Source organism: Moorena sp. SIO4E2 (genome assembly GCF_010671945.1).
Taxonomy (GTDB): domain Bacteria; phylum Cyanobacteriota; class Cyanobacteriia; order Cyanobacteriales; family Coleofasciculaceae; genus Moorena; species Moorena producens.
On record NZ_JAAHIE010000714.1, the window covers coordinates 1,934 to 3,188 of the forward strand.

Annotated in this window: 1 protein-coding gene; it reads right to left on the reverse strand. The window is 45.1% G+C overall.

Features of this window, described 5'->3' with window-relative positions; translation table 11 throughout:
- The coding region (locus F6K37_RS35895; RefSeq protein WP_287255715.1) for a peptidase domain-containing ABC transporter at positions 1-1,255 on the reverse strand (1,255 nt) is incomplete at both ends.

Genomic DNA, 1,255 nt, shown 5'->3' on the forward strand with positions numbered 1-1,255 from the left:
AGCAGTGCGGTAGTGGCTAACCCCTCGATGGTATTGCTGAAAATCTGGAGTCGATTGCTAATAACCTGCCCAGAAAAGTTAGTTTTAACTTCTTTATTTAATAACTCTTCCCAATGCCAGCGTACGGTTTGCTCAACTGCTGTAGACTTGACAGTGCGGACACCAGAAAGCACCTCAATCAGATAACTGCTTTCTTTTGCGATCGCATTAAATACTTCCCGAGAAATTCGTTTTAAAAAAGGTGTAGAAATCAACGCCAGGACGAAAAAGGGTGGCACAATTACTAAGATTAGCAGCGCCATCTTCCAACTGTACCAAAACATCAAACCCACATAGATAAAAACTGTTAGTAAATCTAGCAGGATAGATAACGCTTCACCGGTGAGAAACCGCTCAATTTTACGATTTTCCTGAATCCGGGAGGTAATATCACCCACAAAACGAGACTCAAAGAAACCCAAAGGTAATCGCAAGGTATGGCTGATAAACCCCACAATCAGTGCTAGGTCTACCTTATTCGCGGTGTGGTCAAGCAAATATTGCCGCAACCCGGTAATCGCAACCCGAAACATAGTAAACATCAGCAATCCTAACCCCACAGCGGTTAGGGTGAGGGTGCTCCGTTGCACCACCACTCGGTCTAAAATTATCTGGGTAAATATGGGGGTAACCAGACCAAATATCTGGATCATCAGGGAAGCAAAAAACACCTCCAGCAACACAACACTGTGAGGCTTTACCAACTCAAAAAATTGCCAGAAGGAGGTCTTACTTTCTTTGGTATCCTTCAGGATTGCTGTGGGTTCCAGTAGCAGTGCATAACCAGTCCAATCTGCTTTGAATTCCTGGTGGCTCAGAGTTTTCTGACCAAGACCAGGGTCAGCAATTACCACATGCTTGTTGGTAATTTCATAAACAACAATAAAGTGTTTTCCTTCCCAGTGAACAATAGCAGGTAGCTGTTGTTTTGCCAGTTGATCCAAACTAGCTTTCACCGGTCGAGTGGAAAAGCCAATACTTTCCGCAGCCGCTGATAGTCCCCGCAATGAAGCGCCATTACGGTCGGCATTGGAGATATCTCGCAAGCGATTAACACTGAATCGTTTCCCCCAATAACGACCGATCATCACCAGACAGGCAGCACCACAGTCAGAACCACTCTGTTGGGCAAAAAACGGATAGCGCCGGATCACTCGCTGCCACAAATGACCAACTTTTTGAGTAGGGCTAGGAAAGTAAGCTTTGCTAATGGTTT